General features: G+C 72.0%; 17 protein-coding genes. 9 read left to right on the top strand and 8 right to left on the bottom strand.

The annotated features are described in order from the left end of the window. Positions 1 to 18: 18 nt before the first annotated feature. The 3 genes from ElP_RS14615 to ilvN form a co-directional block, all read right to left on the bottom strand. Positions 19 to 2,427, bottom strand: coding sequence for a CRTAC1 family protein (locus ElP_RS14615; protein ID WP_145270456.1), 2,409 nt, complete (start codon positions 2,425 to 2,427; stop codon positions 19 to 21). Between the two features lie 325 nt (positions 2,428 to 2,752). Further along, a complete protein-coding gene (locus tag ElP_RS14610) occupies positions 2,753 to 3,778 on the bottom strand; it encodes a DUF3179 domain-containing (seleno)protein (RefSeq protein ID WP_145270454.1) in 1,026 nt (341 codons plus the stop codon). Between the two features lie 511 nt (positions 3,779 to 4,289). Then, a complete protein-coding gene (gene ilvN / locus ElP_RS14605) occupies positions 4,290 to 4,883 on the bottom strand; it encodes an acetolactate synthase small subunit (RefSeq protein WP_145270452.1) in 594 nt (197 codons plus the stop codon). A 571-nt stretch (positions 4,884 to 5,454) separates the two neighbouring features. On the opposite strand from ilvN, the gene ElP_RS14600 reads away from it, so the two are divergent. From ElP_RS14600 to ElP_RS14560, 8 genes are all read left to right on the top strand, one after another. After that, the gene (locus ElP_RS14600) at positions 5,455 to 6,183 is read left to right on the top strand and encodes an ABC transporter ATP-binding protein (RefSeq protein WP_145270450.1); all 729 of its coding nucleotides are present in this window, start codon (positions 5,455 to 5,457) and stop codon (positions 6,181 to 6,183) included. Between the two features lie 72 nt (positions 6,184 to 6,255). Then, positions 6,256 to 9,018 carry a Gldg family protein gene (locus tag ElP_RS14595; protein ID WP_145270448.1) on the top strand — a complete coding sequence of 921 codons (2,763 nt, stop codon included), beginning with the start codon at positions 6,256 to 6,258 and terminating at the stop codon, positions 9,016 to 9,018. A 143-nt stretch (positions 9,019 to 9,161) separates the two neighbouring features. Beyond that, entirely contained in the window at positions 9,162 to 10,745 is a 1,584-nt protein-coding gene (locus ElP_RS14590; RefSeq protein WP_145270446.1) for a DUF4340 domain-containing protein, read from the top strand. Positions 10,746 to 11,230: 485 nt separating this feature from the next. Continuing rightward, a complete protein-coding gene (locus tag ElP_RS14580) occupies positions 11,231 to 11,497 on the top strand; it encodes a hypothetical protein (protein WP_145270442.1) in 267 nt (88 codons plus the stop codon). 22 nt (positions 11,498 to 11,519) lie between these two features. Then, the gene (gene uvrA, locus ElP_RS14575) at positions 11,520 to 14,366 is read left to right on the top strand and encodes an excinuclease ABC subunit UvrA (RefSeq protein ID WP_197446990.1); all 2,847 of its coding nucleotides are present in this window, start codon (positions 11,520 to 11,522) and stop codon (positions 14,364 to 14,366) included. A 41-nt stretch (positions 14,367 to 14,407) separates the two neighbouring features. Next, entirely contained in the window at positions 14,408 to 14,629 is a 222-nt protein-coding gene (locus ElP_RS14570) for a hypothetical protein (RefSeq protein ID WP_145270440.1), read from the top strand. Further along, on the top strand, positions 14,626 to 15,066 hold the full coding sequence (locus ElP_RS14565) for a type II toxin-antitoxin system VapC family toxin (RefSeq protein WP_145270438.1): 441 nt from the start codon (positions 14,626 to 14,628) through the stop codon (positions 15,064 to 15,066). Before ElP_RS14570 ends, ElP_RS14565 begins: the two co-directional genes overlap by 4 nt. A 42-nt stretch (positions 15,067 to 15,108) precedes the next feature. Further along, positions 15,109 to 16,263 (top strand): right-handed parallel beta-helix repeat-containing protein, encoded by a 1,155-nt coding sequence (locus ElP_RS14560; RefSeq protein WP_231749721.1) that lies wholly within the window; start codon positions 15,109 to 15,111, stop codon positions 16,261 to 16,263. A 110-nt stretch (positions 16,264 to 16,373) separates the two neighbouring features. Here the strand turns inward: ElP_RS14560 and ElP_RS14555 are convergent, their stop codons facing one another. Next, positions 16,374 to 17,471, bottom strand: coding sequence for a sialidase family protein (locus tag ElP_RS14555; protein ID WP_145270436.1), 1,098 nt, complete (start codon positions 17,469 to 17,471; stop codon positions 16,374 to 16,376). A gap of 261 nt (positions 17,472 to 17,732) precedes the next feature. Between ElP_RS14555 and ElP_RS14550 the strand changes: the two genes are divergently transcribed. Beyond that, a complete protein-coding gene (locus ElP_RS14550) occupies positions 17,733 to 21,386 on the top strand; it encodes a sigma-70 family RNA polymerase sigma factor (protein ID WP_145270434.1) in 3,654 nt (1,217 codons plus the stop codon). A gap of 13 nt (positions 21,387 to 21,399) precedes the next feature. Here the strand turns inward: ElP_RS14550 and ElP_RS38090 are convergent, their stop codons facing one another. The 4 genes from ElP_RS38090 to ElP_RS14535 all read right to left on the bottom strand — a co-directional run bounded on the left by ElP_RS38090 (position 21,400) and on the right by ElP_RS14535 (position 26,036). After that, a complete protein-coding gene (locus ElP_RS38090; protein ID WP_197446989.1) occupies positions 21,400 to 21,555 on the bottom strand; it encodes a hypothetical protein in 156 nt (51 codons plus the stop codon). A gap of 257 nt (positions 21,556 to 21,812) precedes the next feature. Beyond that, positions 21,813 to 22,367: a hypothetical protein gene (locus ElP_RS14545; RefSeq protein ID WP_145270432.1), complete on the bottom strand. Its 555-nt coding sequence runs from the start codon at positions 22,365 to 22,367 to the stop codon at positions 21,813 to 21,815. Next, complete coding sequence (locus ElP_RS14540) at positions 22,364 to 24,541, bottom strand: PKD domain-containing protein (protein WP_145270430.1); 2,178 nt, start codon at positions 24,539 to 24,541, stop codon at positions 22,364 to 22,366. The genes ElP_RS14545 and ElP_RS14540 overlap by 4 nt, the downstream gene beginning before the upstream one ends. Positions 24,542 to 25,568: 1,027 nt before the next feature. Beyond that, complete coding sequence (locus ElP_RS14535) at positions 25,569 to 26,036, bottom strand: hypothetical protein (protein WP_145270428.1); 468 nt, start codon at positions 26,034 to 26,036, stop codon at positions 25,569 to 25,571. Positions 26,037 to 26,060 lie beyond the last annotated feature (24 nt).

The raw sequence follows: 26,060 nt of genomic DNA, 5'->3' as shown, positions 1-26,060 counted from the left end.
CCCCGATCGGCCAATCGGTCAATCGGCCGGCTCGACGATTTCGGTCAGTTGGTCGATCGGCACGCCTCGGAGGACCTGGGGCTCGGCCCCGGCGATCGGCCATCGGATGGTGACCGACTCGATCGCCTCGGCGTCTCCCAGGCCGATGGTCTGGGCCAGCGAATTCCCGCCGAAGCTGGAGCCCCCGGAGACGAGGCGGTGGATCGACCGGGTCGAGCCGCCGGGCTCCCGGACGTCGACCCGGATCCGGGCGCCGATGGCGGATCGGTTGGATCGGATGCCGATGAGTTTGAGCGTGACCCAGCGGTTCCCGTGGCCGGGGTTGCGGAAGAGGGCGTTGTAGGAGCGGTCGCCGGGGACGGCGCCGCCGAGCTGGACGAACAGGTCGAGGTCGCCGTCCCCGTCCCCGTCGGCGAAGGAGACGCCGTGCCCCTTCTGGAGGTGGCCGGTGCCGCTGGAGGCGGTGGCGTCGACGAACCGCCGGGCCCGGTCGTTGCGGAGCAGGACGTTGGGCATCAGGTACGAGTAGCCGGGCCGCCCGGTGGCGAGGTAGAGGTCGAGATACCCGTCGCCGTCGACATCGCCGAAGTTCGACCCCATCGGCAGGAAGACGCGGTCGAGGCCCAGCTCGGGGGCGAGGTCGGTGAACGTGCCGTCGCCGTTGTTGCGGTAGAGCCTGGGGAGCGATCGGCCGACGAGCCGGGCCTGGGCGAAGCCGTCGGGGCCGGGGTTGCCGAAGCCGGGGTCGCGTCGGGGGGCGGGGCCGTCGACCCGGTCGGCGACGAAGTCGAGCAGGTCGCCGGAGTAGTCGGTGGCGAAGACGTCGAGGTCGCCGTCGTTGTCGAAGTCGAGCCACCCGCAGGAGAAGCCGTCCCGGGGGCCGGCGGCCCCCAGGTCGGGGGCGAGGTCGGTGAACGTGCCGTCGCCGTTGTTCCGGTACAGGCGGTTGGGCGCGGCCATGTTCGAGACGTACAGGTCGGGCAACCCGTCGTCGTCCAGGTCCCCCCAGGCCGCCCCCTTGGCGTACCGGCCGTTGGCGACCCCGGCCGGGTCGGTCACGTCGGCGAAGGTGCCGTCTCCGTTGTTGTGGTACAGGCGGCAGAGGCGGGAGCGTTCGTCGCCGTCGAGCGAATCGACGTCGGCGAACAGGTTGCTGGATTCGAGGGACCCGCCTCGGGACTCGCCGCAGACGAAGAGGTCGAGGTGGCCGTCCCGGTCGAAGTCGCCCCAGGCGGCCGACTGGCTGGCGATCGGGCCCGAGAGGCCAGCGGCCCGGGTCACGTCCTCGAACCGGCCGCCTCCGAGGTTGCGGAGCAGGCCCAGCGGCGCGGGATTCTCCCAGCCCCCCCGCAGGAGCAGGACGTCGAGGTTTCCGTCGTTGTCGAAATCCGCGTGAGTGCAATTGACGGCGAGGATCTGGCCGTCGAGCCCGGCGTCGGCGGAGGCGTCGGAGAACGTCCCGTCGCCTTCGTTGAGGAACAGCCGGGCGCCGGAGTCGGTCTCGTAGGAGGTCCAGAAGAGGTCGGGCAGGCCGTCGCCGTCGAAGTCGTCGAAGGCGCTGCCGCCGGCCATGTCCGGCCCCCCGGCCAGCAGCCCGGCGGGCAGGGCGACGTTGTCGAGGCGCCGGATGGCGGTGTCGAGGGCCGGGGGTTCGAGGGGGAGGACGCCGGAGGGGTCCCGGCCGAGGACCGTCAGGGCGATCCCCAGGACCCACCGCATGGCCAGGTCCTCCGGGCGTTGCTCGATGTAGGCCGAGAGCCGGTCGACCGCCTCGGACGCGCCGCCGGGGAGCAGATGGACCGCCTCCGGGGCGATCGGCCAGAGGCAGCTCGACGGGCCGACGCAGGCGACGCAGTTCTCCGTCTCCCCCCTCCGCAGGGCCGCCACGGCGCGGAGGGCTTCGAGGTTCGCCCGCAGGCCGACCGGCACGAGCGGGTCCTCTGCCGCCTCCGCCGCGAGTCCGAGCTGGTGGTCGGCCTCGGCGAAGTCCCCCTCGTAGAGGTGGAGCAGGGCGAGCTCGCGTCGGAACTTCACGACGAGCTGCGGCCCCTCGGGGTCGTCCGGGTCGACCTTCGCCAGCGTCCGCTCGACCTCGGCGATCCCCCGTCGGGCCCGATCCCGGATCGCCGCGGCGACCTGGTCGAGGTCGCCCCGGTCGGCCACCGGGGCCATGAAGGTGGTGGCCAGGGTGAAGCCGCTGTCGTCGACGAGCTCGGCGCCATAGGGGGGGACGTCGAGGTAGCGCTCGGCCGGGGAGAGGGCGGGGCCCTCGACGACCGACTCGGCTTCGGCCGGCCCGGCGTCCCGGTCGACTCGCCCGGCCGGTCCCGGCTCGGGAGGCCGGCGGCAGCCCTGGGCGAGGAGGAGGAGGACGACGGCGATCCAGGGCGCCCGGATCGTTGCGCGAGTCGGATTGGGACGATCCATCACGCCTCCGAGATGCGTACCGCACCATTGCTCGGGGACGGCCCGCCGACCGGCGACAGTTGGCCGGTCGGCGGCTCAGGGCTTGCTGACCACCAGGATGACCCGGCGCCCCGGAGGACGGATACACCCTCGGGCGCCTCGGATCGACGGCCACACGGGCGGCGAATCAATTTCAGTGTATCCAGTCCCTTGGATCCGGCACACTCGAGAAAATCCGCCGCCGGTGGATAATTTCCGTCCCGTTGGCCCGGGCCTCACCCGGCCCCTCGGAGGCCCGCCCGGTCGCACCGGCGTGGTTCGGCCCCGGCTGGTTTCTGCGTCGGCCTCACGGGCGAGGGCCTGGAGGATAGAGCTTCTCCCAGGCCGAGGCGAGCGTGATCGTCGTTCGGACGGCCTTCAGGATCGATCCCGATCGCGGGCCGTCGACCGCACGCCCCGACCCGGCATCCCAGACGGAGCCGGTCTGGTCGTCGACGATGCGACCGCCCTCCCCCCGGAACGTCAGCTCGATCCCGTCGACCCTCCTGTCGAACGCGAGGAACGTGTCGCTTTCCGAATCATGGATCAACACCAGTGGGATTCCGCAGGCCAGCTCGTTGAGGACCGGGTTCCGCCTCAGGTCGCCCAGCTTCCAGGCCCGGCCCTCGTCGCCGCGATTGATCCCCAGCAGGAAGTCCTTCGATGGGCCCGGCGAGAGTCGCTCCTGGTGGGGGAGGATCTCGCCCTCCGGGGGTGGCGACGGGCCTTCGGGCTCTCGATCGAAGTTGAGCACGGAGGTCTGGGGGTGTCGTGCTTGCCAGGCGTGCCAGGGGGTGATCACCGCGGGGAATCCGCCGAGCTGCCTCCCCGCCAGGCTGCCATCGAGGCCCAGCCCCTGGAGCTGGCTCCAGAGGGTCCCCGTCTCCGAATCCACCATCACCATGTTGCCGTGGTAGAGCATCCCATTCACGTGGAAGGTCAGCTCACGTCCTTCGACTTCGCGGCCGTAGACGATGCCCGACTGGCAGCGATCGCACCAGGTCACCGCGATCGGGACCCCGCCGAGCGTGTCGTTCAGGATCTCCCGCTCCAAGTACCGCATCATCTCGATGGGATACGCGCGAGCCTCCCCGTTGATCTCGACGCCGAGCACGGACTCCTCCCGCCGGATCAGGTCGGACGCCCTCGAGGCGTCGGCCGTCGGGATGTCGACCATGGGGGCCATCGGCCCCAGGATGAGCATCGGTTTCGTGAAGGGGCCTGGGGCATCCTCCTGCCGGTCCGGGGGCTCTCGCTCCGCGACGGGGATCACGACCTTCAACGCGAGCAACGAAGCGGCGACGAGCCCGATCAGGTGGAGGTGCTTTCTCAACGATTCGACCCGGTTCCTGGTGATCCGACGTTTCTCGGAAGATGGGCGAGGCCAGGAGGCTTGGCCTCGGCACCGGCCAACCGGAATTTTATTTCTGGGACTTCATTTGAGCAATCGCGAATGAATTGGCCCGGCCCTCGCGGGCCCGTTCGCGAATCGGCCCGGGGCCTCCTGATGCCGGGCCGCCGCGGACCGGCTCGTCCCTGCTCCGGCGATTCGAGGCGGTCCCGCCCCCGCCTCGTCGCGTGCCGGGGGCGGTCGGGGTGGAGCCGCCGGATCGATCCGGCTCGCTTCCAATCAGCAAACGGCCGCGTCAGGTACTTATGGAGACGAGGTTCGCCGCCGAGCCACGGACCTCGACGGCATTCGATGCCTCCCCGAGCGCCTCGACTCGCTCGACGTCGTGCGCCGGTCGCGCCTTGGGCCAGTCCCCGAGGCGCTCGGGCTCGAGGCGTCGAGCGTGTCGAGCGATGCGAATTCCCGGCGATCTCGGGAGGACGGCCCGGGCCGCTCAGAGCTGCGAGTGGCCGACCACCTCCTCGACCTCCTGCTCGGGGCCCTCGACCTCGCCGGGGCCGGTGTGGATCGGGCGGCTGGAGCGGACCATGGCGATCCGGCCGGTCCGGGCGAGCTCGAGGATGCCGAAGGGGCGCATCTGCTCGATGAAGGCCTCGACCTTGGACTCCTGGCCGCTGACCTCGATGATCAGGTGCTCGGCGCTGACGTCGACGATCCGGCCCCGGAAGTCCTGGACGAGGGCCCGGATCTCGCCCCGGCGGTCGGCGGGGGCGTCGACCTTGATGAGCATCAGGTCGCGCTCGACGAACGCCTCCCGGGAGATGTCGATCACCTTGACGACGGTGACGATCTTCTCCAGCTGCTTGCGGACCTGCTCCAGCTGGCGGTCGTCGCCGATGACGACGAAGGTGACCCGGGAGAGCAGCGCATCCTCGGTCTCGCCGACGGCGAGGCTGTCGATGTTGAAGCCCCGGGAGGCGAGCATGCCGGAGATGTGGGCCAGGACGCCCGGCTGGTTCTGGACCAGGGCGCTGAGCACGTGTCGGTTGCGGCGGTGGTCGTGCGGCGGGCGGTTGGCGTCGGACATCGGTCCCCCCGGGGTGCGGCGGCGACGCCCCGGGCGCAGCGTCGGCCGGGCGGCCCCAGCCGCCCCGGAGGCGCCGGCTCGCTCGGGGTCGGGCCGTCGTCGCGGTCTGTCTCGCGTCAGGAGAATAGTCTACGAGGGCCCTTCCCGGGCCCGCAAGCCCACGAGGCGGGGCTCGCCGCCCGCCCGACACCGGGGGGACGGGCCGGGTTCGGCGAGATCCCAGGCCGGGTCCGGGCCGGGGGGCACCCGACGGGCGACCCGGGCGTCGGTCGAACCGGCGGGCGGGGCGGGACGTAGCGTTGGGTATCGGGCGGCCCGTCTCGACCCGGGTGGGCTCGCCCGGCGCCCGTTGCGGAAGGGGGGCCCATCGCACTAAGATGAGCGCCCCACGCCGGTGCGACACGAGGCCCGAGCCCCGACCCGAAGGGAGGGGGAGCAATTCCCCCGAGACCTCGGCGGCCCCCGCCGGGTCGAGCGTCCGAACCGACGGGCGGGCCGGCCGGCCCGGCGATCCATCCCAGCGGTTTTCCCCCCCCGGTGTCGCGTTCGTGTAAGGATGGCTCCTGGCATCATGAGCACTCCCGTGATGATCGAGGCCCGAGGCCTCACCAAGCAGTTCGGGTCGTTCCTGGCGGTCAGGGACGTGAGCTTCGAGGTCCCGCAGGGGCAGGTGGTCGCCTTCCTCGGCCCCAACGGGGCGGGCAAGACGACGACGATGAGGCTGCTGACCGGCTTCATCGCCCCGACGCACGGCCAGGCGAAGATCGCCGGCATCGACGTGCAGGCCGACCGCATCGCCGCCGCCGAGCGCCTCGGGTACCTGCCCGAGAACGGCCCGCTCTACCCCGACATGACCCCGATGGCGATCCTCGAATTCTTCGGCCGGGCCCGGGGGATGGGGTCGTCGGCGCTGGCCGACCGGATCGACGCGGTGGTCGGGCTCTGCTCGCTTTCGACGGTGGCCTACAAGCCGATCGCCAAGCTGTCGAAGGGCTACCGGCAGCGGGTGTCGATGGCGCAGGCCCTGCTGCACGACCCCGACGTGCTGATCATGGACGAGCCGACCTCGGGCCTGGACCCGAACCAGATCAAGGGGGTCCGCCAGCTCATCCGGGAGCTGGGCCGGTCCAAGACGGTGCTCGTCTCGACCCACATCCTCCAGGAGGTCGAGCCGGTGGCCGACCGCGTGCTGTTCATCCACGACGGCCGCCTCGTCTTCGACGGCGCCCCGGCCGAGATGCGCGCCGGGTCGGCCTCGCTGGAGGAGAAGTTCTACCAGCTCACCGCCTCGCCGGCCTGATCCGGATCGGGTCGGCCCTGCTTCAGCGATCATCAATCGGACACGAACCTCTTTGACGCGGGGATTGCAACGGTGACGACGATCGAGAAATCCGACTCCCGGACGACCGCCCCCGATCGGCCCGGCGGGGCCGGCTCCCGGTCCTTCCTGAGGCCGTTCGTCGTGGGGGCCGTCTGCCGGCGCGACCTGGCGCGATACTTCACCAACGTCGCCGGCTACGTGTTCATCGTCCTGTTCATCGCGACCAGCTCGGTGGCCGCCTTCTGGCCCGAGGCGTTCTTCGCCAACAACCTGGCCACGCTCGGGCAGCTCAACGAGCTGATGCCGTACCTGCTGCTGCTGTTCATCCCGGCCATCACCATGAGCATCTGGGCCGACGAGCGGCGGCAGGGCACGGAGGAGCTGCTGCTCACCCTGCCGGCCCGGGACCTGGAGGTGGTGCTGGGCAAGTACCTGGCGGCCCTAGGGATCTACACCGCCGCGCTGGGCTTCCTGGCCTTCGGCCTGACGGTGGTGCTGTCCTGGCTGGGGAGCCCGGACCTGGGCGTCCTGCTGGCGACCTTCCTCGGCTACTGGCTGATGGGGGGGATGCTGCTGGCCCTGGGGATGGTGGCGAGCCTGCTCTCGGGCAACGTGACGGTGGCGTTCATCCTGGGGGCCCTCTTCTGCGCCGTCCCGGTGTTCGCCGAGCTGCTGGGGGGGCTGTCGGGGGCCGAGGGTGCGAGGTCGATCGGGGCCGCCTCGGTGCCGTCGCACTTCCGGGAGTTCGGCCGGGGCGTGGTGCCGCTCTCGGGGGTGCTCTACTTCGTCGGCCTGGCGGCGGCGATGCTCTACGTGAACGTCGCCCTGGTGGGCCGCCGCCACTGGGCGGGCGGGGAGAGGAGCGCCGGGCTCTGGGGCCACGCGCTGGTGCGGATGCTCGCCGTGGTCGTGGCCGTGCTCAGCCTCCAGACGCTCGTCGCCCGCGCCGGCTGGCGGCCGGACCTGAGCGCCGAGCGACTCAACACGCTCTCGGCCGAGTCCCGCCAGCTCATCAGGGACATCCCCAGCGATCGCCCCGTGTTCATCGAGGCGTTCTTCAGCCCCGAGGTGCCCCGGGACTACGTCGAGGCCAAGCAGAACCTCGAGGGGCTGCTCAAGGAGTTCGACGCCCTGGGGGGCGGCAAGATCCGGCTCAACCTCATCGAGGCCGACCGCTACAGCGAGGAGGCCCGACGCGCCGAGCAGCAGTACGGCATCACCCCCCGCCGGGTCTTCACCGCCAGCGCCGACCGCCAGGGGTTCGACGAGATCCTGATGGGGGTGGCCTTCACCAGGGGCCCCGAGCAGGTGGTCATCCCCTTCTTCGACCGCGGCCTGCCCGTCGAGTACGAGCTGACCCGGTCCGTCCGCACGGTGGCCGGGGCCGACCGCAAGAAGGTGGGCATCCTCGACACCGACGTGGGGATGCTCGGCAGCTTCGACTTCCGGGCGATGTCCCAGGCCCGGGAGTGGCAGGTGGTCACGGAATTGCGCAAGCAATACGAGGTGACCAGCGTCTCGGCCGACTCGGAGATCCCGGCCGACCTCGACGCCCTGCTCGTCCCCCAGCCGTCGAGCCTGACGCAGCCGCAGGTGGACACCCTCGTCTCCTACGTCGAGTCCGGCGGCCCGACCCTGCTGTTCATGGATCCGCTGCCGCAGTTCGACCGATCCCAGCAGATGTCGCTGGCCCCCACCCAGCCCAAGGAGCAGCCCGGCGGCATGTTCGGCGGCGGCCAGCCCCCGGAGCCGAAGGGGGACCTGACGGCCCTGCTGGACCTGCTCGGCATCGAGTGGCCGGCGACGGACATCGTCTGGAACCCCTACAACCCGCACCCGAAATTCACCGAGCTGCCACCGGAATACGTGTTCATCACCCCCTCCAGCGGCGCGAGCGACGCCTTCAACCCGAGGGAGCCGATCACCTCCGGCCTCCAGGAGCTGATCGTCCTCTTCGGCGGCTACGTCCGCCCCCGGTCCGGCGGCTCGACCGACTTCACCCCCCTGCTCCGCACGAATGAGGAGGGCGGCATCGTCCGGTTCGACAGCCTGACCGCCCCCGGCTTCTTCGGCATCTCCATCGACCCCGACCGCGCCGTCCACCTCGCCACCGGCCAGGACTACACGATGGCCGCCCGGGTCGAGGGCGAGGGCTCGGCCTCGGTGGCCGAGGGCGAAGACGAGGGCGAATCCGGCTCGGATGCGGCGGGGGTCAACGCGATCGTGGTCATGGACCTCGATCTGATCTCCGACGGCTTCTTCCAGCTCCGCCAGGCCGGCTCCGACGAGTTCGAGTTCGACAACGTGACCTTCGTGCTCAACTGCGTCGACACGCTGGTGGGCGACGAGTCGTTCATCGACCTCCGCAAGGAGCGTCGCCGGCACCGGACGCTCGCCCGCCTGGAGCAGTTCGACCGCGCCTATGAGGCCGAGCGGCTGGAGCAGGAGGCCGAGGCCGAGGCCGAGGCCGACGAGCAGCTCGAAGCCGCCCGGACCCGGATGGACGAGAAGATCGACCGGATCGAGTCCGACGACGAGCTGGACGACCGGACCAAGCAGGTCATGCTCTCCCAGGTCCGGGAGGTCGAGCAGCGTCGGCTGACCGTGGCCGAGGCGAACATCGAGGACGCCAAGCGCCGCAAGATCGAGGACAGCTTCGCCGCCAAGGAGCGGCAGATCCGGGCGATCCGGGGCCAGGTCCGCCTGGCCGCCGCCGTCGTCCCCGCCGTGCCGGCCCTGGCGCTGGGGATCATCGTCGCCGTCATCCGGGCCCGCCGCGAGAACCGGGGGGCCATCCCGAGCCGGTTGGCCTGAATCCCATCGGGGGGCGGCAAGGTCCGGGACCGGACACGAGGGGCACCCCCGGCGTGTCTCCCGGTCCCGCCCCCCGCCCCCCGACTTCGCCGCCTCCCCCCGAATGCCCCTTGCCTCCTTTGATCCCCAGAAGAGCCACCGCCATGAACGAGACCGCCAAGACGATCGCCTTCGCCGGCGTCGCGCTGGTGCTGATGGCCGCCGCCTCGCTCGCGACCTGGCTGCCCGACTGGCGAGGCCCCGGCGCCGGCTTCGACGACCAGGGCGAGCCCTTCTTCCCCGCGTTCGCCGAGACGATCGACGCCGACCCGCTGGCCGCCAGGGTCCTGGAGGTCGTCTCCTACGACGAGGACACCGCCGAGGTCCGCCCCTTCCAGGTCGAATTCAAGGACGGCGAGTGGACCATCCCCTCGCACCACGACTACCCCGCCGACGCCCAGGACCGCATGGCCCGCCTGGCCGCCCAGGTCTCCGAGCTGACCAAGGACGCCATCCGCTCCGACCTGCCCAGCGACCACGAGGAGCTGGGGGTCATCGACCCGATGGACCAGGAGACGACCTCCCTCCAGGGCCGGGGCACCAAGATCACCCTCCGCGCCGCCGACGGCGGCGAGCCCCTGGCCGAGCTGATCCTCGGCAACGACGTCCCCGACCGCGAGGGCCTGCGCTACGTCCGCATCCCGGGGAAGAACCGCGTCTATTCCGCCGAGGTCGACCTGGACCTCACCACCCGGTTCTCCGACTGGATCGACACCGACCTGCTCGACGTGACCACGCCCGACGCGACGAAGCTCTCCTACGACACCCGCAAGGTCAACCCCGACGAGCGCACCGCCGACGGCGCCTTCCTGGTCCAGCCCGGCGACCCGATCGTGCTCGCCAAGTCCGGGTCGGAGGAGAACCCGAACGACTGGACGATGGACGACCTCGGCCCCGAGGAGGAGGTCGACACCACCAAGGTCAATGACGTGATCCGGGCCGTCGACAACCTGAAGGTCGTCGGCGTCCGCCCCCTGCCCACGGCCCGGAACGCCGTCCTGCGGTCGCTCGTCAGCAAGGGGTTCTACCCCACGCAGCAGGGGGACCTGCTCTCCAACGAGGGGAGCGTCGCCGTCTCCACCGACGAGGGGATCGTCTACACCCTCCGGTTCGGCGAGATCACCCTCGCCGCCGGGGACGAGCTGACCGCCGGCGTCGGCGAGGACCGGGACGAATCCGCCGAGGGCGAGGCCGAGGGCGAGGCCGAGCCGAAGGGCGAATCCGCCGAGCAGGAGGATGACGCCGAGGCCGACCAGACCGAAGGCCGCTACCTGATCGTCTCCGTCTCCTTCGACCCCGCCCTCATCCCCGAGGAGGACGAGGGGTCCGACGCCCCGGAAATGCCGGACGACGTCTTCGCCCGGGCCCCCGACGACCCCGCCCGGGTCGAGGCGGAGGCGAAGCTGGCCGAGGAGGCGAAGCGCAAGGACGAGGAGCGGCAGCGGAAGATCACCGAGGGGGAGGAGAAGGTGGCCGAGCTGAACCGCCAGTTCGCCAACTGGTACTACGTGGTCCCCGGCGACGACTTCCGCAAGGTCGCCCTCGGCCGGGACGCCTTCATCAAGGCCGCCGGCGAGCCCGACTCCGAGCCCGCGTCGGCCTCCCCCGCCGGCCCCGGCGGCTTCGACCCCCACGGCGGCCTGCCGCCCGGCCTGAACCTCCCCGGACTCGGCGGGCCGCAAGGCTGATCGGGCGATCGGGCGAGGTCTCGACGCGGAGGTCTTCGAGTCGCCGAGATGATCGAAGGGCGCCCGGCGAGCTGTTCCCCCGGATCGGCTCGCCGGGAGCCGCCTCGCCTCGATCCCTGATCCGATAGGTCGGTGGCTGCTACAATGGGTATGCTGCCCGACACGGCCCAGGTCGTCCGAGGGGGAAGGAATCGTCCGGAGGATGTCGCCCGGGGCGTGGCCACGCACCCGGGCGGCGTGACCGGGATCTCCGTCGAATGTTCGGCCGATCGGTCGATCGAGCAGCTCGCCGCGTCGATCCCCCACGGGCAGATCGGGGTGACCACCGTTGGCGAGGTCCGGGCGGCGGGGGGAGACGTCGTCCGCACCGCGGGACGAAGCGTTCATCATGCCACCCTGACCGGCCTCTCGCCCGAGCAGGCGAGCCGCCTCCTGACGCCAACCATCCCGAACCCGGGTCGATCCGGAAGTCGAGGGTGAATCGCATGGACACGCCGACCGTTTTCGCCGACTTCCACAACGCCGACCCGCGCGGCCGACTCCGGCTGAACTGTCGGGGGACCGCCGAGGATCTGGCCAGGCATCGCCTCGAACTCAGCGACGGGATGCGGCTTGTGCTCTCGGACGACGAGTTGGAGGCCGATGGTCGCGTCCTGTTCTCGGCCGAGGAGAACCTCTGGGTCGCCGAGATCGACTGGGACGCGATCCGCCCCTCCGGCGGCGAGGCGGCAGGCCCGATCGCCGATCGTTGAGCGTCGCATCACAGGAGGCCCGATGACCGCCCCGATCGCCGGACCGCACGCCGAGACGGACCTCATGCGGCTGAGGGGCGTCCGGGTCCACAACCTCAAGAATGTCGACCTCGACCTCCCGCGCGACGAGCTGATCGTCTTCACCGGCGTCAGCGGCTCGGGCAAGAGTTCGCTCGCGTTCGACACCCTCTACGCCGAGGGCCAGCGCCGGTACGTCGAGACGTTCTCCCCCTATGCCCGGCAGTTCCTGGAGACGCTCGACAAGCCCGAGGCCGACCGGATCGAGGGCCTGCCGCCGGCCATCGCCGTCTCGCAGCGGCAGGGCCGGCGGTCGAGCCGGAGCACCGTCGGCTCGGTCACGGAGGTGGACGACTACCTGGCCGTGCTCTACGCCCGGCTGGGCCGGGTCATGTGCATGAATTGCGGGCAGGAGGTCCGGCCGGCCGACGCCGGGGCGGTCGTGGCGGCGATCGAGCAGCTCCCCGAAGGGGCCCGCTATCAGGTCGGCTTCCCCGTCGAGATCCGCCCCGACACCGACCGGGACGCCCTGGCCGCCATGCTCCGCGAGGACGGCTTCCTCCGCGTCCGGGCCGGCGACGACGTGCGGACGATCGAGGAGGGGCCGGTCCCCGGGCCGCCGGACGGGTCGACGACCATCGACGTGATCGTCGACCGCCTCGTCCGGGGCAAGGAGGATCCCGGCCGCCGGGGGGACTCGATCGAGACGGCCTTCGACCGGGGCCTCGGCCGCTGCCGGGTCATCGCCGAGGACCATGTGCTCACGTTCTATCGGGGCTGGCGCTGCGCCGGGTGCGGCACCGAGCACATGGCCCCGGAGCCCCGCCTGTTCCGCTCGAACAGCCCGGTCGGCGCCTGCCCGTCGTGCAAGGGGTTCGGGAGGATCATCGACCTGGACCTGGGGCGGATCGTGCCCGACCCGTCGAAGTCGATCGAGGGCGGTGCCATCGCCCCGTGGACGACGCCGAAGTACCGGGAGCACCTCGACGACCTCTTGCGCGTGGCCCCTGCGCTCGGCATCCCCACCGACCGGCCGTTCAAGTATCTGGACCCGGAGCAGGTGACGCTGATCGTCGAGGGGGTGCCGAGGCAGGGCTTCCTCGGCCTGAGGCGGTTCTTCGCCTGGCTGGAGCGGAAGATCTACAAGATGCACGTCCGGGTCTTCCTCAGCCGATGGCGGGGCTACCGGACCTGCCCCGAGTGCGACGGCGCCCGGCTCCGGCCCGAGGCGCTCGCGGTGAAGGTCGCCGGGAAGGACGTCTCGGAGCTGTCGGCGCTGCCGATCGGCGAGGCCCGGGGGATCCTCGACGCATTCGCATCCTCCGATGAGGTCGCCGGGCCCGTCGCCCGACGGGCGATCGACCCGGTGCTGGCCCGGCTGGGCTACCTCGGGAGGATCGGCCTGGACTACCTGACGCTCGACCGCCAGGCCCGGACCCTCTCCGGCGGCGAGGCGAGGCGGGTGGCGCTGACGAGGGCCCTGGGCTCGGGGCTGGTCAACACGCTCTACGTGCTGGACGAGCCGTCGATCGGCCTGCACCCCAGCGACGTCGACCGCCTGGTCTCCAGCCTGGTCGACCTGAGGGATCGGGGCAACGCGGTCGTCGTCGTCGAGCACGACGAGGCGATCATGAGGGCGGCCGACCGGCTCGTCGACGTGGGTCCCGGGGCCGGGACGGCGGGCGGCCGGATCCTCTACGACGGTCCGCCGGAGGGGGTGGCGGATGTCCCGGAATCGGCGACCGGCGCCTTCCTCTCCCGGCGCCGTCGCGTGGTGCCGCCGGCGAGGCGTCGACAGCCGGGCGAGGAGAGGATCACGCTGAAGGGGGCGACCGGGCACAATCTCAGGGATGTCGACGTGTCGTTCCCGACGGGCCTGATCTGCGTGGTCACGGGGGTCAGCGGCTCGGGCAAGAGCACGCTGGTGGACCGGACGCTCTACCCCGCCCTGCTCCGCCGCCTGAAGGGGGAGCACGAGCCGGGAGAGCCGTTCCGGGAGCTGCTCGGCACCGGGGCGATCGACGAGGTGGTGCTGGTCGACCAGTCGCCGATCGGCCGGTCTGCGCGGTCGAACCCGGTGACGTACCTCAAGGCCTTCGACGAGATCCGCAAGGCCTTCGCCGCCACGCACGAGGCGAAGCTCCGCAGCTACGGCCCCAGCCGGTTCAGCTTCAACGTCGCCGGGGGGCGCTGCGACGCCTGCGAGGGGAACGGCTTCCAGGTCATCGACATGCAATTCCTCACCGACGTGATGGTCCGATGCCCAGAGTGCCGGGGCACCCGGTATCGTCCCGAGACGCTGGAGGTCACCTACCGGGGGAAGGACATCGCCGAGGTCCTGGATCTGACCGTCCGGGAGGCGTTCGGCTTCTTCAAGAACCGGCCGAAGGTGCAGGCGAAGCTCCGGCCGCTGATGGAGGTCGGCCTCGACTACCTCCGACTCGGCCAGCCCGCCTCGACCCTCTCCGGGGGCGAGGCGCAGCGGCTGAAGCTGGCCTCGCACCTGCCCACCTCGGCCGCCTCGGCGACGAGGCGATCGGAGCGGCCGAGGGCCCTGTTCCTGCTCGACGAGCCGACGACCGGCCTGCACCCCTCGGACGTGCTCACGCTGATCGACTGCCTGAACACGCTGGCGGACCTGGGGAACTCGCTGGTCGTCGTCGAGCACAACCCCGAGCTGATGCTCTGCGCCGACTGGATCATCGACCTCGGCCCCGGCGCCGGCTCGGCCGGCGGCCTCATCGTCGCCGAGGGCCCCCCGGAGGCCGTCTCCCGGGTCGACTCCCCCACCGGCCGCGTCCTCTCGGCCGCCCTTGCCGCCTCGGGGGCGGGGCCGGAGAATGGCGATTAACGTTCGCGACCGATTCGGACGCTGATCGAAGGAACCCGATTATGGCTCGATCCGATCTCGAAGCCCGGTTGACGAAGCTGGAAGCCGAGGTGCACTACTTGAAGACGGCGGTCGACCGGGAGTCCACGCCGGTCAAGGATTGGCGGGCGATCGTGGGCACCTTCGCCGACGACCCGATGTTCGAGGAGGCGATTCAGCTTGGTCGTGAATACCGCGAATCGCTGCGGCCGAAGTCCTCGTCCCGGCGGAAGGCCCCGAGATGATCGTCCTCGACACGGACGCGCTGAGCCTCCTCATGCGGAACCCCCCGGCCGCCCGATCGCTGATCGATCGCCTCGGGGCGGTGCCGATCGAGGAGGTGGCCACGACCATTATCAGCTTCGAGGAGCAGGTGCGAGGCTGGATGAGCCGGATCGCCCGATCGCGGTCGGGGGCCGAGGAGGTCGACTCGTACCTCAGGCTCCATCGACTGCTCGATGACTACGGTCGACTCATCGTGCTCGACTACGACGAGGAAGCGTCGGCGCAGTTCAGGCGCCTCCGCCAATCCCGCCTCCGGGTCGGGACGATGGACCTGAGGATCGCCGCGATCGCCCTCGCCCGGGACGCGACCCTGGTGACCCGGGACCTCGCCGACTTCGGCAAGATCCCCGGCCTGAGGGCCGAGGACTGGGCCGCGCAACCGGACCAGCCGTGCTGACCTCGCCCGGCGTCTTCGCATCACCTCCAGCGACCGATCAACATGATGACCGAACTCGTCCTGATCCTTGCCGCCGCCCTCCCCGGCCCGACCGACACCGTCTCGGACTCGGCCGGTCTGCGCGAGGCCCTGGCCTCGGCCGCCCCGGGGACGACCATCGCCCTGGAGCCGGGGGAGTACGAGGGGGGACTGAGCGTCCCGGGCCTCGAAGGTGAGCCGGGCAGGCCGATCGTGATCGCGGCGGCCGACCCGGCGCGGCCGCCGGTGATCCGGGGGGGAGGATCCGGGATTCACCTGGCCGGGCCGAGGCACGTCGAGCTGCGAGACCTGGTGCTGGAAGGGGCATCGGGCAACGGGCTGAACATCGACGACGGCGGTTCGGGCGCCACGCCGGCCCACCACGTCACGCTGAAGGGGCTGGTGGTGCGGGACGTGGGGCCGGACGGGAATCGGGACGGGATCAAGCTCTCGGGCGTTGATGCGTTCCAGGTCGAGGGCTGCACGGTCGAGCGCTGGGGGTCGGGGGGTTCGGGGATCGACCTGGTGGGATGCCACCGGGGGACGATCGTCGGCTGCACCTTCCGGGACGGCGGCGGCCGGGGGGGCAACGGCGTGCAGGCCAAGGGGGGAAGCTCCGACGTGTCGGTCCGGCGATGCCGGTTCGAACGGGCGGGGGACCGGGCCCTGAACCTCGGCGGCAGCACCGGCCGGCCGTACTTCCGGCCGCCGGATCCGGGGTACGAGGCGAAGGACCTGACGGTGGAAGACTGCGTCGTCGTCGGCTCGACGGCCGGCGTGGCGTTCGTGGGGGTGGACGGGGCGGTGGTGCGGCACTGCATCTTCTACCGGCCCGGCCGGTTCGCGCTCCGGATCCTCCAGGAGAGCGACGGGCCGGAGTTCGCCCCGAGCCGAAACGGCCGGTTCACCGACAACATCATCGCCTACCGATCCGACGAGCTGGCGATCCCGATCAACATCGGCCCCGGCACCGCCCCCGAGACGTTCGAGCTGGCGAGGAACGTCTGGTTCTGCGTCGACGAGCCCGGCCGGGGCCTCCCCCGCCTCGACCTGCCCGAGCAGGACGGCCGGGCCGGCGTCGACCCCCGCTTCCCCGACCCCAAGCAGGGCGACCTGGGCCTCCCCCCCGACAGCCCCGCCCGCCCGGCGGGGCCGAGGGAGGAGGGCCCGCAGCCGTGACGGACGAGCAGGACGGATGACCGAGGACGGGCCGGGAGGCGTCCGGCCCTCGTCCGCCCGAGTCGCGATCCAATCGCGTTCATCCGTCGCCCGTCATCCGAGTTCGCCCCTCACTCCGAGTCCCCACCTCGGATCCAGGCCTCATCGAAGATCGCGTGGTTGACCACGGACCGGCGATCGGAGGTGAAGACGACGTGGATCCGGCCGTCCTCGGCCTGGAAGGCGATGGGATAGGCGAAGTCGCCCTCGCCGTCGGCGATGGCCCGGCGGTGGGGGTAGGACTGATCGTCGTCGGTCGAGAGGGCGACGGCCAGGGGGGTGCGCCGGCTCATGCTGTCGTTGTAGACGAGCAGGAGATCGCCGCCGTCCAGCTCCAGGAAGTCGACCGCCGCGTTCGGGTTCGGGAAGGGGGAGTCGACCCCCTCGGTCCAGGTCAGGCCGCCGTCGGTCGACTCGGCCCGGACGAGGTAGCCGTCGGTCGTCGGGCCGTAGCCGCCCCCCCGTCGGCAGTAGGCGACGATCCGGCCGTCGTCGAGCTGCACCGGGGCCGGCTGGATGTTCCCCTTCGGCGACCGGATGCGCCCCAGCTCGACCCAGCCGCCCGTCGGGTCCTGGGGGTCGAAGCGGAAGAAGAGCGAGGTGCTGTCGGGCGCGACCGACTCGGTGTCCTCCCCCTTCTCCAGATAGGCGGGCAGCAGGTAGGAGCCGTCGTCGAGCACGATCGGCCGGTTGCGGACCATCATGCCCGGCTCGGTGGCCAGCACCGAGGCGTCGGACCAGGTCCGGGCGCCGTCGTCGGAGACCTTGAACTGGATCCGGGAGCTCGACCACGTCTCCCCGAACCGGACGACGTAGAAGAGCCAGGCCCGGCCGTCGGGCGCCTGCCAGATCACGCCGTTGCCGGCCGACCGGAAGGGGTCCCTGGCGATCACCTCGGGGGCGGTCCAGGCGTCGGAGCCCTTCGCCAGCCGGGAGCCGTAGACCGCCGTGTCGGTGGCGTACTCGCCGGCGCCGCCGTAGTAGACGAGGTAGAGGTCGCCGCCGTCCAGCTCGGCCATGCAGGCCGGGTGCTTGTACGGGCCGGTCTCGATCTCCGGGCCGAAGACCCGGCGGACCTGGAGCGTCCCCCCGGCCGGGGCGTCGACCCCGGGGGGAAGGGGCGAGGGGGCGATCAGCAGGATCCCGGCCGCGAGCGCGACGATCGACATGGTGCGGACTCCTCGATGCCCGGGGCGGCAGTCTCCGGCGACTCGACTGCGTTGCCTCGACCCGGGCCGCCCTACCCTATCGCCCTCCCCGACGCCGGACAACGGGATCGTCCCCCTCCTCGCCTCGGCCCCCGTCCCGTCGTCCCCGGCGCCACTCCTGGTCCGGAAGGTCCGGGGAGAATCGGGGAGAAAGCGGGATCCAACGCCCCGATCCCCGCAGTACGTTGGGGATGACCCCTCGCAACCGACGGGACGGATCTCATGTCACAGCCGAGCCCGAGGACGACCGCCGAGCAGGCCTTCCGGACGCTCTTCGAGGTGGGGAGCGCCTCGGGGCTGGGAGACGGCCCGCTGCTGGGACGCTTCGTCGAGCATCAGGACGAGATCGCCTTCGAGGCGATCGTCAACAAACACGGGCCGATGGTCCTGGGGCTCTGCCGGAGGGCCCTGCGCGACCCGAGGGACGTGGAGGACGCCTTCCAGGCGACTTTCCTGATCCTCGCCCGCAAGGCCGGGTCGCTCCGGGACCCGGATCGGCTGGGCCCCTGGCTCTACGGGGTGGCCCACCGGGTCGCCGTCCGGGCCCGGGCCGACGCCCTCCGCCGACGCACCCGGGAGCTGTTGATCGATCCCGAGGCCCGGGGGCAATCCCAGTCCGAGGGGGCCGACCGGGACGACCTGCGCCGGGCGATCGACGAGGAGCTGGCGAGGCTCCCGGAGAAGTACCGGGTGCCGGTAATCCTCTGCGACGTCCGGGGCCTGACCCGGGACGAGGCGGCCCGGCAGCTCCGATGGCCGACCGGGACGCTCAAGCGTCGGCTGGCGACGGCCCGGGAGCGGCTGCGACGCCGACTCTCCCGTCGCGGGCTGGCCCCGTCTTCCATGACGCTCGCGGCCGCCCGGGAGGCGATCCCGGCGGCCCTGCTCCGCCGGACGATCCGGACCTCGGCGCTGATCGCCGCCGGCAAGCCCCTCGCGGAAGTCACCTCGGCCTCCGGGTCGGCCCTGGTCTCGGGGGTGCTCACCGGCATGATCCTCGCCAACGTCAAGGCCATCGGGATCGTCGTCCTCTCGGGGTTCGTCGTCGCCGGGGGTGCCCTGATCACGGTGGCGCGGGCCCCCCGGGCCGGGGCCCTCGCGCCCCCTCCCGGGGCGATCGCCCTCGCCGAGGCGCCCCCGGGCGGCGAGCCCGCGCCGGAGGATCGCTGGCCGGCCGGCGTCGAGGTCCGGGGGAGGGTAATCGACCACCGGGACCGGCCGGTACGGGACGCGGAGGTCTTCCTGCTCGGGGAGGAGACGCTCACCGTCTTCGCGATCCCCGAGGCCGAGGGCGAGGGGTTCTCGACGAGTTGGATGAGGAGGCCCGAACTCCCCGAGGGCCCGGCGACGGCCTCGGCGACGACCGACGATCGGGGGGCGTTCTCCCTGAGACGCCCGGGCTCGGAGGCCGACCGGATCGCCGTGATCGCCGACGAGGTGCTGCTCTGGACGGTCCCCCGGTCGGCCTTGCCCCGATCGGGGGACGTCGAGGTCCGGCTGCCGGAGCCGGGGTCGATCGAGATCCGGTGCGACGTGCCCGGGAAGCCGGACACCCAGGACTTCCAGGTCGTCTCCCGGACGTTCGACGGGGTCGACTGGGAGTCGGACGTGCTCTACCTCCGGGACGTCGGGGTCGACAACCCGGGCCGGAAAGTCGTCGAGCACCTGCCGCCGGCCCGGTTCGTGGTCGAGCGCTTGAACATGACCGACCGGGGCGGCTGGGGCCTCCTCCTCACCCCGAGCGAGCGGACCCTGCTGGCGGTCGACCGCGGGGGCCGGGCGTCGGCCTCGTTCGACCGCCGGGAGGGCCGTCCCGCCCGGGGCCGGGTGCGGGGGCTCGACGGGGTCAAGCTCCGCTATGCCCACGTCACCATCAGTTACTGGGGCCCGGAGGAGGAGCCGAGGCCCTCGGGGGAGCCGACGCGGTACCTCACCCACCTCGACGTCCTCCCGGTCGGGCCCGATGGGACGTTCGAGACCCCTCCCCTGCCCCCCGGGTCTTACGAGTTCCGGCTCGACGCCATCCGGGCCTCGACGCCGAACGCGTCTCGGCAGAGCGCCGATTTCTCGGGGGTCGCGCGGCTCGACGTCCCGGAGGAGGGCGACCCCGGGCCGGTCGAGCTCGTCGCCGAGGCAAGAGGACCGCTCGCGGCCGGGGCCCGGCCGCTCGACGACCCGGAGGAGCCGGGCCTGCTCGTCCGGGCCCGGGACGAGCACGGGGCCCCGGTCGACGACTTCGACATCCTGCTGTACGCCCCCCAGATCGCCCCCCCCTCGGCGATCGGCGAGGGCGGCCGGGCGGCCCTGACCCCCGAGGAGCTGCTCGATTGGAACGGCGGCGACCTGGTCGTCCGCTCCCCCGGGTTCGCCTCGACGATCGTCCCCCTCGGCGCGATCGAAGGTCGCCGAGATGTGGACGTGACCCTGGAACGGGGCACCGAGGTCCGCCTGACCGTCCGCGATGCGTCGGGAAGGCCGGTCCCGGGCGACCTGCTCCCCCTGCCGCTGCTGGCGACGGCGAGGCACCGGGACTCGGCGATGATGATCCTCTCCTACGGCGACCAGGAGGCCCGGGATCGGGAGATCGAGCGGTCCAACCTGCTCAACGTCGGCCGATCGGAGGACGGGGTGTTCGCCTTCCGGCTCCCGGACGACGCGGAGGAGCCGCTCACGCTCGGCATCAGCCATCCGGAGCTGATCCGATTCTACGTCGAGGGGCCGGTGATGCCGTCGGACGTGCTCGGCGGGCGCTGGGACGTCGTCCTGCCGGAGCCGGCGACGCTTGAAGTCTCGCTCCGGCCGGATACCGGGGGAGGAGGGAAATCCCCCTTCGCCGGGGGCTCCTACTGGGTCGGCCCGATGCTGCCGGGAAACGGGGATTCGATCCCGATCGTCGAGTCGGGCGCCTTCGAGGGGGACGAGTGGCGGGCGACGATCCGTGGGCTCGCACCGGGGAGGTATCACCTGCACGCCTCGACGACCCCCCGGGAGGGGCGCGACCCGAGCCGATGGCGGGAGGCCCATCCCGGCGTCTACCGGGAGGCCCGGAAGCTCGACCTGGAGGCAGGGCGGACCAAATCAGCCCGCTTCGAACCGCCCCCGTTCGACCGGGACGCCTGGCGGGGGGACCGGTCGGCGACGATCACCGTCGAGCCGGCCGGGGGAGGGAGCCTCGCAGGCAAGTCGTATCGGGTCTGGTATCGCCTGGCGAACTACGACGAGCTGCCGGTCGCCGGGGGGACCTTCGACGCCTCGGGGCGGATCCGGATCGAGGGGGTCGCCGCCAGCGGCGACGACCCGGCGGGCGGGATGTACACGGTCGAGGTCGGGGAGGTGTCGCTCGAACCGTTCCGGATCGATCGGGAGCCGGCCGAGCAGTCGGTCACCCTGAGGATGCCGCCGATGGCCGGCGATCGGGCGCCCGAGGGCCTGGCCCGGGACCTGGAATCGGGCCGGGAGGTGTTCCTCTCGGAGTTCTCCGGCCGGGTCGTCCTGCTGGAGTTCTGGGCGACCTGGTGCGGCCCCTGCCGGGAGCCGATCGAGCGGCTCGCCGCCCTGGGGGCGAGTCGGGGAGAGGACTGGAAGGATCGGGTCGCGATCGTGGCGGTGGGGATCGACGAGGACCGCGACGTGCTGCGGCGGTACGTCACGACCCGGGGCCTGGGCTCGATCCGACACCTCTGGAGCCCGGCCCCGGATCCGGAGGAGGTCCCCGGTCCCGAGGGGAGCGACGTGCCCCGGGCCAGCCTCTCGTACGCGATCCGGGGCGTGCCGACCGCGGTCCTGATCGACCCGGAGGGCCGGATCGCCTGGCGAGGCCACCCGTCAAGCGTCGATCTGGAGGAGGAGATCAAAAATCTCCTGGCCCCCCGCTAACCCTTGGGGGCCGTCAACGGTCCCCCGTCGGGGACGGTCGAGGGAGGCCGTCGAGGAGGGCGTCGATCTCGTCCCGGAGGGCGTCGAGCACCGCCTCCCCCGCGCCGAGGTGGACGGCCCACACCGTCCCCGCCCGGTCGATGAGCACCAGGGTCGGGATCGAGGTCACGCCGTAGGCGTCGGTGGCCCGGCCGATCGGGTCGAGGACGACGGCGGGGGCATCGGGGCGATCATGGCAGGGCTTCGCGTGGTCGGGCGGGCGGCCGATCGCAGGGGGATCATGGCGGGCGCCTCTCGGGGGGCCTCCGATCTCCGCGATCGGGAGGGCCGTCGGAGGGGGGAAGGGGATCTGGGCCGGCGCTCGATCGCTTCTGTCCCGTCATCCCGGCCGATGCAACGCGCAAGGGGATTCCCCCGCCTGGGGGGCTACTCGAACAGCGGCAGCAGGTGGCGGACGAGCAGGCCGGGGGGCCGCTCGGGCAGGATCAGCAGCAGCCCCACCGCGAGGCAGGCGAACTGGGAGAGGACCGTCACCCAGACCAGCCCCAGGTTCACCACCCGGAACACCGCCCGGCGGCGGGGCCTGGACGAGGGCTGGCGGCGGATCATCGACCGGGCCCGGTATATATAGGCGTTCCCCAGCGCGAAGTGGACCAGGGCGCAGAACAGGACGCTGAAGAGCAGGAAGATGCAGCCGACGCGGTGGACCGACTCGCCGCCCCCCCTCAGCTCCTGGAAGGCGATGGCGGCGAAGGCGACCAGCGTGCCGTTGTCGGAGCCCCGGAGGATCTCCTCGTTGCCGAAGAAGAGCAGCTCCTGGCCGACCGGGTCGGGCGGGGAGGAGTCCTGGCTCGGGCTCGACATGGCGTCCTCGGCTCGGGGGGGCGTCGGGTCCGGCCCGGGGCCTTCGCCCCGGGGAGTGTGCTCGACGGCGCCCTCGGCGGCAAGGGAGCGGCCCGGGGGGTCCGATCGGCTCATCATCGCCCGGCGCCCCTCCGGATCGCGGCCCCGGTCAGCCGCCTCGCGGTGAGGGGGCGACGGCGTCGGAGGCCGAGCATGGCGACGATCAGCACCATCACCCGGGCCCCCCGAGACCCCGATCCGTCTCCCCCCGGGGACGCCGACCCGTCCCCCCCGGCGGCCTCGGCCCCCGGGGCCGGGGCCTGCGACGAGACGAACCCCGTCTCCCGGACCGTGGCGGGGGCGTCCGGGTCGGCCACGCCCGGCCCCTCCCCTCCCTGGGCCGCGAGCATCGGGGCCGCTTCGGCCTCGACCTCGGCCTCGGCCACCGGGGAGTCGTCGGCCCCGGGGGCCGGCGGGGGGGGCGTCGGCGAGCCTCCGGGGGCGGTCGAAAGGGGGAGCACAAGGGGCAGGTCCGGGGAGACGGACGCCGACTGGGCGTGCGGGGCCTGCGGGGCCTGGAGGGTCGCGACCGGGACGCCGACGGCCGGGGCCGGCGTCGACGGGACCTCGGGGATCGGGCCGCCAGCCGCCCTCGGGGCCGATCCCGGGCCGCTCGGCAGCAGGGCCTCCGCCAACGCCCGGTCGGCCGACGATCCCGGCGAGCTCGTCGGCGGGGGGGGCGGAGGGGCCGGGGGCTCGGGGGAAACGACCGAGACGGGCAGGCTCACCGTCGCGGCCGATCCCCGGTCGTCGGCCACGGTCAGGGTGATCGCGTAGGTCCCGGCCCGGCCGATCTCGTGCTGGGCCGAGACCGAGGTCGAGCCGGGGGGGAGGTCGATCCGGCTGATGACCCCGTCGCCCCAGTCGATCGTCGCCCGGAAGGCGTCGAGCCGGCCGGGGTCGGAGAAGCCCGCTTGCAGGTCGATCGGCCCCCCGAGTTCGACCCTCCCCGGCGCCGAGGCGCCCGACAGCCTCGGCCCCTCGTTCCGGACCCGGACCCGGGAGGTCGCCTCGCCCTGCCCCTCGCCGTCCCCGACCCGGACCGTCACCTCGTAGGTCCCGTCCTGCTCGTATCGGTGCGGCCTCAGGCCCAGGGGGCCGGCCTCCTCGACCTCGAAGGCCTCGGCCGGGGAGCCGTCCCCCCAGTCCACCGACACCGTCCACTCGCCTTCGAGCCCCGGGTCGTCGAAGGATCCCAGGGAGAAGCTTGTCTCCGAACCCTCCGAGGACTCCTGTTCGGACGGCCCCCGGACCGCCGGGGAGACGTTGCCGACGACCACGGGCAGGGAGGACCGGGCCTCGCCCCCCCGGCCATCGAGGACCCGGGCGGAGACGAACGCGGGGCCGTCGTCGGGGAACGTGGCCGTCGCCTCGCCGAGGGGGGAGGAGACCTCGAAGCGGCCGTCGCCGTCGAAGTCGAATTCATAGGTTAACACGTCTCCCGGATCGGGGTCGGAGCCGGCCGCGACGAACCGGGCCGGGGTCCCTTCCAGGGCGGGGCCGTCGAGCCGGAGCGACTCCAGGGTCGGGGGCCGGTTCTCGGGCTCGGGGGGGCGGTCGCCGTCGATCAGGCCGCCGTCGAGGCCGCTCGTGAAGTCGAAGAAGTTGTCGAACGGCGTCTCGTCCCAAAGCTGGAAGGAGGCCGTCCCGGCCTCCCGGATCGAGTCGAGGATCCGGGCCAGGGCGGCCCGGTCGGTCAGGTGGAAGAAACCGGTGTCGAGCACTTCGTCCCGGAAGCCGCCCCCCGGGTTGGTCGAGATCGACCGCCGGCCCGACTCGTCGGTCTGCTCGGTGGCGACCTCGTCGAACCGGCCGACGGGCTCCCCGTTGATCAGCAGGAGGTTCCGGCCGTCGTCGTCGAAGTCGCCGGGCCCGGTGTCGCCGTCGAAGAGGGTGATCCGGACGGCCAGCTCGGCCAGCTCGCCGCCGAGGGCGTCGACGACCTCGGGGGAGAACCCCGACCGCTCCCCGATCGTCCCCGGGTTGCCCCGGAACTCGGCCGGGCTGCCGTCGTCGAAGGCCCCGACGAACAGGTCCCCGGCCCCGACCTGGGCGACCACCCTCGCCCCGTTGCCGCCGACCAGGTCCAGGACGATCCCCCCCACCTCCGTCACCCCGTCGGGCAACGGCCCCCGGCTCGTCGGCGAGGTCATGGTGAAGCTCGTCGGCAGGACCTTGCCTTCGAGCCGCTCCACCCGGGGGCCGGGGCCGGGCCGCCGGGCCTCCTCGGTTCGAATGCGGGGTCCGGCCATGGGTCGGTCCGGTTGGCCCGGTTCGCGGTCGGGGGTGCCCCGCCGACACGCCAACGGGCACCGTCATCCCCGGTTCCTCTTCATCCGTTGTATCCGCCGCCGCAACCCCCTGCCAATGCGTACGCCCCGAGCCCCTCCCCCCGCACCCCTCACGACCTGTCCTCATCCGGCCGCCCCCGGGACCTGACCTTGCTGGGCTTCTCGCGGGCCGATCTTTCGCCGCCGAGCCGCCCGGTCCCGGCTCGGTGCGCCTCGGCGCGCCACCCTCGATCAACGCAACTCCTGAACCCAAAAGCGATTCCAGGAATTCAAATGAGTTCGGTCCGCGCCGCGACCCGCCGTCTCCCCCGGGTCGTCCCGATCGCCACTCCCCGCCCCGGCTCCCAGGCCCGATTACGGACGCCCGCAGGCTGGCCGATTCCGACCGGTGCGCCGGGCACGCCGAGCCGTGATCACCGTAACATCTTGACCTGTAATTGATTTCGCCAAACCAAACGGGTTCGCTCCGCGCATCGCCCCGATCCCACCCCGCCAGACACCCCGAGCAGTCCGAAGCGGCCCCCTCGATCCTCCGGGTGCGCCTCGGTTTCGCCGGACGGTGCGCAACGAAACGCCAAGTCGAGATGACGCAACTCGCTTCCCCGTCAATGATATCGCGAATGAGCCCTGGTTCGTTTCGGGAGATCACTTGCAGACGACCCTCGCTGCCCGAGCGGCCTTAACAGGGGGAGGAGGTAAGCCTGGCAGAGCCGACGGGAATAGGGGCGCGCAATCCGATCGAGATCGAACCTCGTTGCCGTCTCCATCGCCATCGCATTGCCAAGGAACGAGGGTCCACCCGGGAGGGTCAGACCGGGGCACGCAGCACGGCCCCACACAAGAAGTATCGTGGCAATGTGGAAATCCACTCACAAGAAATCGAGGCGAGTTCGGCCGGCGACCTCGGGGTCCTCATCGGACGACGCTTCGAGGAACGCTCAGGTCACTGTCCCCGAGGACGACGGACGGACGTGCCGCAAGCCGGCGATCAGCCGAGGAGCGCGGTGAGCCTGGCCACGAGCGGCTTGAGGAGGGGGATCTCGGTCGGCTTCTTGTCGATTGTCCAGGAGAGGTTGCCCTTGGTGTCGCGCCGGATCGTCACGCGGGTCTGGAGGGCGACCAGGGCGGCGACGACGATGGCGGTCGTCCCGGCGGCCTCCAGCAGGACCATCCGGCTCGGGGCGGCCGACGGATTGCGGAGGAAGGCCTCCAGGGCCGGGCGTTCGGCCTCGTCCTCGGCCAGGACGATCAACGCCTCGCGGGCCAGATCCCCCGCGCTAGTCATCGTCTCTTCCCCCAGCTCCACCGCGAACTCCTCCCGGAGGGCCTGCCCCAGGTCCGGTGTCAGCGCCGTCTGGAAATCCTGCTCATCCAGGTTCAGTTTCGCGTCGGCCACCGCTTCCAGGATGCGAATGGCCTCGTCGTCCTTGAGCTGCCGAATCTGGTCGTCGAGCATGGGTGCACCTCATTGGGGAAATGC

It is taken from the genome of Tautonia plasticadhaerens, from assembly GCF_007752535.1.
GTDB lineage: Bacteria > Planctomycetota > Planctomycetia > Isosphaerales > Isosphaeraceae > Tautonia > Tautonia plasticadhaerens.
Note: the sequence above shows the minus strand (reverse complement) of the source record. Positions and strands in the feature narration are given on the sequence as shown.